We start from the raw sequence: 6,220 nt of genomic DNA, 5'->3' as shown, positions 1-6,220 counted from the left end.
GAGCGAGCTGGCCGCCGCGCTGGACGTGCCGGCCGGGACCCGGGCCGGGATCGGCTCCGCCGTCGAGGGACTGGCCGCGCTCGGCGACGCCCGGCGGCTGGCGGAGACCGCGCTGCGCACCTGCCCCGCCTCCGGGGGCACCGTCCTGCTCGACGAGCACCTTCCGGACGCCCTGGTCGCGTCCTCCCCGGCCCTCGCCGGGGCGCTCGCCGACCGGGTGCTGGGCCCGCTGGACCGGCTGGACCCCGCCGACCGCGACGTCATCGTGGACACCCTCACCGCCTGGCTGGACGCGGACGGCTCGGCGCAGCGGGCGGGCGCGAAGCTCTACTGCCACCGCAACACCGTCCTGAACCGCCTCCGCCGCTTCGAACAGCTCACCGGCCGCTGCCTCACCCGCCCCCGGGACGCGGTCGAGGTCTCGCTCGCCCTGGCGGCGCGGCGGCTGCTCGGCCCCCGAAGAACTCCGCAATAGATATTACGCAGTTCTTCTTGCGCAAGTCTTCCCGTGCATCAATGTCGTGCCGGGCGTCCCCGCCCCCGCGCAGGTCCCTTCCGTGCCCCTCGCAGCCGCCGCGGCCGCCGCGTACGTCGGCCTCGGCGGCGGCCTGGCCGGCGCGCTGTGCGGAGCCCTCGTCCAGACCACCGCCGATCCGACGTACCTGGGCCGGGTCACCTCCGTATCGACGTTCTTCACCTACGCGCTCGTCCCGCTGAGCCACCCCGTCACGGGGGCTGCCGTCGCCCTCCGGGGCACCGGGCCGGTCTACGCCGTCAGCGCGGCCGTGTGCGCGACGGGTGGCGCGGCGGGCCTCGCCTTCACCGTGCTCCGCCGCGCCGAACTGCCCCGCTGACCCGGCACCCCCGGAGCCCCGGGCCCTACATCCCCAGCTCGGCCGTCCTCAGCCGCTCCACCGCCGCCGGGTCGCCCTCCACCTCGACGTCCGCCGCGTCCTGCCGGCCGGACGCGTACAGCAGCAGCTCGGTGGGCTCCCCGGTCACCGTCACCACCGGGGTCCCCTTGTGGGCCACCGCCGTCTGGCCGTCCGGGCGGCGCAGCACCAGCCCCACCGGGGACCTGCGGCCCAGCAGCCGGGCCGTCCGCTCGGTGCGCGACCACAGCACATCGGCGAAGACCGGGTCCAGCTCGCGGCGCGACCAGTCGGGCTGGGCCCGGCGCACATCCTCCGTGTGGACGAAGAACTCGACGGTGTTCGCCGCCTCGTCGATCTGCTTGAGGGACATCGGGGAGAACCGGGGCGGTCCGGTGCGGATCAGCTGGATCAGTTCCTCGTACGGCTTTGCCGCGAACTCCGCCTGCACCCGCTCCAGCCGGGCCTTCAGCGCGCTGACCAACAGCCCGCCCGCCGCGTCCGCGCGGCGTTCGCGGACCACCACATGGGCGGCCAGATCGCGGGTCTTCCAGCCGTCGCACAGCGTCAGGGCCTCGGGGCCGGCCGCTTCCAACAGATCGGCGAGCAGGAGACGTTCACGCTTCGCATGGGTCGACATGCCCGCCAGCGTACGACCGTCACCCGGGGTCCGCCCAGTGGACGTCCGCCCGGAAGGCCCTCGCGGCCACGGCACAATGGGCCCATGACGAGCACGCCCGGCGCCACGCCGCCCGCCAGCAGCCTCGACCCGGCCATCGCCGCCCGCCTCAAGCGCGGTGCCGACGGTCTGGTCCCGGCCATCGCCCAGCAGTACGACACCGGCGAGGTGCTGATGCTCGGCTGGATGGACGACGAGGCGCTGCACCGCACCCTCACCACGGGCCGCTGCACCTACTGGTCGCGCAGCCGCCAGGAGTACTGGGTCAAGGGCGACACCTCCGGTCACGTCCAGCACGTGAAGTCCGTCGCCCTGGACTGTGACGCCGACACCGTGCTGGTCCGGGTCGACCAGACCGGCGCCGCCTGCCACACGGGCGACCGCACCTGCTTCGACGCCGACGTCCTCCTCGCTCCCGCCCAGTAAGGTCACCGGCCATGGATCTCGACACCTTCCGCAAGCTGGCCGTCGACCGGCGCGTCATCCCCGTCAGCCGCCGCCTCCTCGCGGACGGCGACACCCCGGTCGGCCTCTACCGCAAGCTCGCCGCCGAACGCACCGGCACCTTCCTCCTGGAATCCGCCGAGAACGGCCGGACCTGGTCGCGCTACTCGTTCATCGGCGTCCGCAGCGACGCCACCCTCACCGTCCGCGACGGTGAGGCCCACTGGCTCGGCACCCCGCCCGTCGGCGTCCCGGTGGCCGGTGATCCGCTGGACGCGCTGCGCGCCACCGTCGAGACCCTGCACACCCCCCGCGACCTGGTCGGCGGCGAGGGCCTGCCGCCGTTCACCGGCGGCATGGTCGGCTACCTCGGCTACGACGTCGTACGCCGCCTGGAGAAGATCGGCGAGCACGGCGGCGACGACCTGAAGCTGCCCGAGCTGACCATGCTCCTCACCTCGGACATCGCCGTCCTCGACCACCGGGACGGCACCGTCCTGCTGATCGCCAACGCGATCAACCACAACGACCTCGAATCCGGCGTCGACGAGGCGCACGCGGACGCCGTCGCCCGCCTCGACGCGATGGAGCGGGACCTGCGCCGCCCCGTCGCGAGCGCCCCCGCTGTCCTGCCCCCCTCCGAGCTGCCGCCGTACACCGCGCTCTGGGGCGGCGACGCCTACCGGGCGGCCGTCATGGACATCAAGGAGCGGATCCGGGCGGGCGAGGCCTTCCAGGTCGTCCCCTCCCAGCGCTTCGAGACCCCGTGCACGGCGAGCGCCCTGGACGTCTACCGGGTGCTGCGGGCCACCAACCCGTCCCCGTACATGTACCTCTTCCGCCTCGACGGGTTCGACGTCGTCGGCTCCAGCCCCGAGGCCCTCGTCAAGGTCGAGGACGGCCGGGCCATGGTCCACCCCATCGCCGGAACCCGGCACCGGGGCGTCACCCCGCAGGAGGACCAGGCGCTCGCCGACGAGCTCCTCGCCGACCCCAAGGAACGCGCCGAGCACCTGATGCTCGTCGACCTCGGCCGCAACGACCTGGGGCGGGTCTGTGAACCCGGCACCGTCGAGGTCGTCGACTTCATGTCCATCGAGCGCTACTCCCACGTGATGCACATCGTCTCCACGGTCACCGGCCGCGTCACCGAGGACCGCACCGCCTTCGACGTGCTGACCGCCTGCTTCCCCGCGGGCACCCTCTCCGGCGCGCCCAAGCCCCGCGCCATGCAGATCATCGAGGAGCTGGAGCCGAGCCGCCGCGGACTGTACGGGGGGTGCGTCGGCTACCTCGACTTCGCTGGGGACTCCGACACCGCCATCGCCATCCGGACCGCCCTGCTCCGCGACGGCACCGCGTACGTCCAGGCCGGAGCCGGGGTCGTCGCCGACTCCGACCCGGTCGCCGAGGACACCGAGTGCCGCAACAAGGCGGCGGCCGTGCTCCGCGCCGTCCATACGGCCAACCGGCTCCACGGCGGCTGAACGGGTAGGGGATAGTGGAGGGCGTGAGCGCTGTCCCCGTACCCCAGCCCCGTGCCCGAACCGCCGACACCGCGTCCGGCGCCGCGCCCGACTCCGCAGGGAGCCGTCGCAGTCTCGCTGCCGGACTGCTCCTCGGCGCGGTCGGCGCGACCGTCGTCCTCCTCGCCTCCGGGCAGACCTGGGCCGAGGGTGACGCGGCCACCGGCGGCGGCGCCTTCCCGCTGACCGTCGACGGTCAGGACGTCACCGGCGTCCCGGCCGCCCTGGCCGTCGTCTCTCTCGCCGCCCTCGTCGCCGTCTTCGCCGTACGCGGCGTCGGCCGCCGGATCGTGGCCGCCCTCCTCGCCCTCAGCGGCCTCGGAGCCGTCCTCAGCGCCTGGGCCGGCGGATCCGACAGCACGGCCCTCGACGAGGAGGCCGCCAGAACCACCGGCGACGCGGCGGCCACCATCCAAGCCGTTGGCCACACCGCCTGGCCCTACGTCACCGCCGCCGGCGGCCTGCTGATCCTGCTGGCCGGGCTCCTCGCGCTGCGCTACGGCAGCCGCTGGCCCGCCATGTCCGGAAAGTACGAGCGCGACGGCACCCCCCGCCCCGGCAAGGCGCCCCGCACCGCCCCCGACCCGGACCGGCCCGAGGACCTGTGGAAGGCCCTGGACCGCGGCGAGGACCCGACGCGCGAGGCGTGACCCCACGCTCACCTCTCGCAGCCCCGTGCGGGACAATGGGCCCGAGCCGTCCCCCGGGCGGCGGCCACACGTACAGCGTCACCCACAGCGCAACACCAACGAGGAGCAACTCATGGCGGGCACGAGCCACGGACACACCCCGGCCGCCTGGACCGGTGTCACCATTGCTTTCATCGGCTTCTGCGTCGCAGGCGTCTTCATGGTCGCGGCCAACCCGCTCGGCTTCTGGGCCGGTATCGCCGTCATCTTCGCCGGCGGACTCGTGGGCCTCGCCATGAAGACCGCCGGCCTCGGCATGCCGAAGGAGTCGGCCGAGCTGATCGAGGCCAGGGAGCGCGCAGGACAGGCGCAGATCTCCCACTGACCCGGCCGCCGGCCCGTCCCGGCGACCGACACGCAGACAGGCGCAGCCCCGGTGGGGCTGCGCCTTTTCGCGTCGGCGGGGGACAATCACCGGGTGGACGCCTCACCTACCCCCGCCGCAGCCCAGCCCCCGGACCCGGAAACGGAGCCCCCGCCGGGCCACGGACCCGACCAGGCCCGCCCGGAAGCCGCGCCGCAGGGCGCCGGCCCCTGGAGCACGCCGCTGACCGTCCGCCCGGCCCCCGACATGGCCATGCCCACCTCAGCCCGTCCGGCGTTTGAGGACGGAACCCTCGCCGTGGTGGGCCCGGAGCTCACAGGTCCCCCGGGCGAGGGACCCTCGCAGGTGCCCGGCCCCCAGGGCCACGATTCCGTCCTCGAACGCCGGACGGGCTGGATGGGCCGCCCGACAGGCCGGGTGCGCCGCCTCGCCACCCCCATCGGCATCCTCGCCGCCGTCGCAGGCGCCTTCGCCTACGTCGGCACCGTCGACCCCAACGAGTCAGGCCATTACCCGGCCTGCCCGCTGCTGCAGCTGACCGGGGTCCTCTGTCCCGGCTGCGGCGGGCTGCGCAGCGCCCACGCCTTCATCCACGGCGATCTCGGCGCGGCGTTCTCCGCCAACGCGATCGCCACCGTCGGCTACTTCCTCTTCGCCGCCGTCTGGGTCGTCTGGCTGGTCAGGGCCCGGCGCGGACAGCCGTTGCGGATCGTTCTCGCACCGGCCTGGTGGTGGGGTGTGGGAGCCGTCCTGCTGATCTTCACCGTGGTCCGGAATCTGCCGTTCGGCTCGGCGCTGGCCCCCTGAATGCCCAGGTAGTGGGACGCGGCGTGGCCGGATGCGAGCCCCGGGCCCTCCTGCGGATACCATCGGTATGGCTGATCCTGTTCCCTCATCACCGTTCGGAAGGGGGCCGCTCGCGTGAGTGTGCTCGACGAGATCATCGACGGCGTTCGCGCCGACCTCGCGGAGCGGCAGGCGCGCGTCAGCCTCGACGAGCTGAAGGAGCGCGCGGCCCGCGCTCCCCAGGCCAAGGACGGAGTCGCCGCCCTGCGCGGCGAGGGCGTGACCGTCATCTGCGAGGTCAAGCGCTCGTCGCCCTCCAAGGGGGCCCTTGCCGCCATCGCCGACCCGGCCGCGCTCGCCGCGGACTACGAGGCGGGCGGTGCGTCCGTCATCTCGGTCCTCACCGAGGAGCGCCGCTTCGGTGGCTCGCTCGGCGACCTGGAGGCCGTCCGCGCCAAGGTCGACACCCCGATCCTGCGCAAGGACTTCATCGTCACCTCGTACCAGCTGTGGGAGGCCCGGGCGTACGGCGCCGACCTCGCCCTGCTGATCGTCGCAGCCCTCGACCAGGAGGCCCTCGTCTCCCTGATCGAGCGCGCCGAGTCGATCGGGCTCACCCCGATCGTCGAGGCGCACGACGAGGAGGAGGCGGAGCGCGCCGTGGACGCCGGAGCCAAGATCATCGGCGTCAACGCGCGCAACCTGAAGGACCTCAAGGTCGACCGCTCCACCTTCGAGCGCGTCGCCCCCGAGATCCCCGACCACATCGTCAAGGTCGCCGAGTCCGGCGTCCGGGGCCCGCACGACCTGATCGCGTACGCCAACGCCGGCGCCGACGCCGTCCTGGTCGGCGAGTCCCTGGTCACCGGCCGCGACCCGCGCGCCGCCGTCGCCGACCT

Annotated in this window: 8 protein-coding genes and 1 pseudogene; 8 read left to right on the top strand and 1 reads right to left on the bottom strand. The window is 73.9% G+C overall.

All coding sequences use genetic code 11. The features are described 5' to 3' along the window. Together B9S58_RS01680 and B9S58_RS01675 are read left to right on the top strand one after the other, a co-directional pair. Positions 1-475 (top strand): CdaR family transcriptional regulator (locus B9S58_RS01680; RefSeq protein ID WP_181009141.1); only part of this gene is annotated, 475 nt, incomplete at its 5' end. A 52-nt stretch (positions 476-527) separates the two neighbouring features. Next, positions 528-854 (top strand): annotated as a pseudogene (locus B9S58_RS01675) (MFS transporter); the annotation flags it as partial. Positions 855-879: 25 nt separating this feature from the next. Here B9S58_RS01675 and B9S58_RS01670 read toward each other — a convergent pair. Beyond that, positions 880-1,512 carry a TIGR03085 family metal-binding protein gene (locus B9S58_RS01670; RefSeq protein WP_103530376.1) on the bottom strand — a complete coding sequence of 211 codons (633 nt, stop codon included), beginning with the start codon at positions 1,510-1,512 and terminating at the stop codon, positions 880-882. 84 nt (positions 1,513-1,596) lie between these two features. On the opposite strand from B9S58_RS01670, the gene hisI reads away from it, so the two are divergent. The 6 genes from hisI to trpC form a co-directional block, all read left to right on the top strand. Then, positions 1,597-1,977 carry a phosphoribosyl-AMP cyclohydrolase gene (gene hisI / locus B9S58_RS01665; RefSeq protein WP_103530375.1) on the top strand — a complete coding sequence of 127 codons (381 nt, stop codon included), beginning with the start codon at positions 1,597-1,599 and terminating at the stop codon, positions 1,975-1,977. Between the two features lie 11 nt (positions 1,978-1,988). After that, the gene (locus tag B9S58_RS01660) at positions 1,989-3,482 is read left to right on the top strand and encodes an anthranilate synthase component I (RefSeq protein ID WP_103530374.1); all 1,494 of its coding nucleotides are present in this window, start codon (positions 1,989-1,991) and stop codon (positions 3,480-3,482) included. A gap of 14 nt (positions 3,483-3,496) precedes the next feature. After that, the gene (locus tag B9S58_RS01655) at positions 3,497-4,171 is read left to right on the top strand and encodes a TIGR02234 family membrane protein (protein ID WP_103530373.1); all 675 of its coding nucleotides are present in this window, start codon (positions 3,497-3,499) and stop codon (positions 4,169-4,171) included. A gap of 112 nt (positions 4,172-4,283) precedes the next feature. Continuing rightward, complete coding sequence (locus B9S58_RS01650) at positions 4,284-4,535, top strand: HGxxPAAW family protein (RefSeq protein ID WP_103530372.1); 252 nt, start codon at positions 4,284-4,286, stop codon at positions 4,533-4,535. A 396-nt stretch (positions 4,536-4,931) separates the two neighbouring features. Continuing rightward, positions 4,932-5,342 (top strand): DUF2752 domain-containing protein, encoded by a 411-nt coding sequence (locus tag B9S58_RS37730; RefSeq protein WP_181009142.1) that lies wholly within the window; start codon positions 4,932-4,934, stop codon positions 5,340-5,342. Between the two features lie 114 nt (positions 5,343-5,456). Continuing rightward, on the top strand, positions 5,457-6,220 hold a 764-nt coding region (gene trpC / locus B9S58_RS01640), incomplete at its 3' end, for an indole-3-glycerol phosphate synthase TrpC (protein WP_103530377.1).

The organism is Streptomyces sp. SM11 (assembly GCF_002910905.1).
Lineage (GTDB): Bacteria > Actinomycetota > Actinomycetes > Streptomycetales > Streptomycetaceae > Streptomyces.
This window is presented reverse-complemented; position numbering and strand designations above follow the sequence as displayed.

Excerpts from the sequence above, each read along its gene's own strand:
- B9S58_RS01660 (WP_103530374.1), top strand. The coding sequence starts at position 1,989 with ATGGATCTCGACACCTTCCGCAAGCTGGCCGTCGACCGGCGCGTCATC.
- B9S58_RS37730 (WP_181009142.1), top strand. The coding sequence starts at position 4,932 with ATGGGCCGCCCGACAGGCCGGGTGCGCCGCCTCGCCACCCCCATCGGC.
- B9S58_RS01650 (WP_103530372.1), top strand. The coding sequence starts at position 4,284 with ATGGCGGGCACGAGCCACGGACACACCCCGGCCGCCTGGACCGGTGTC.
- B9S58_RS01670 (WP_103530376.1), bottom strand. The coding sequence starts at position 1,512 with ATGTCGACCCATGCGAAGCGTGAACGTCTCCTGCTCGCCGATCTGTTG.
- hisI (WP_103530375.1), top strand. The coding sequence starts at position 1,597 with ATGACGAGCACGCCCGGCGCCACGCCGCCCGCCAGCAGCCTCGACCCG.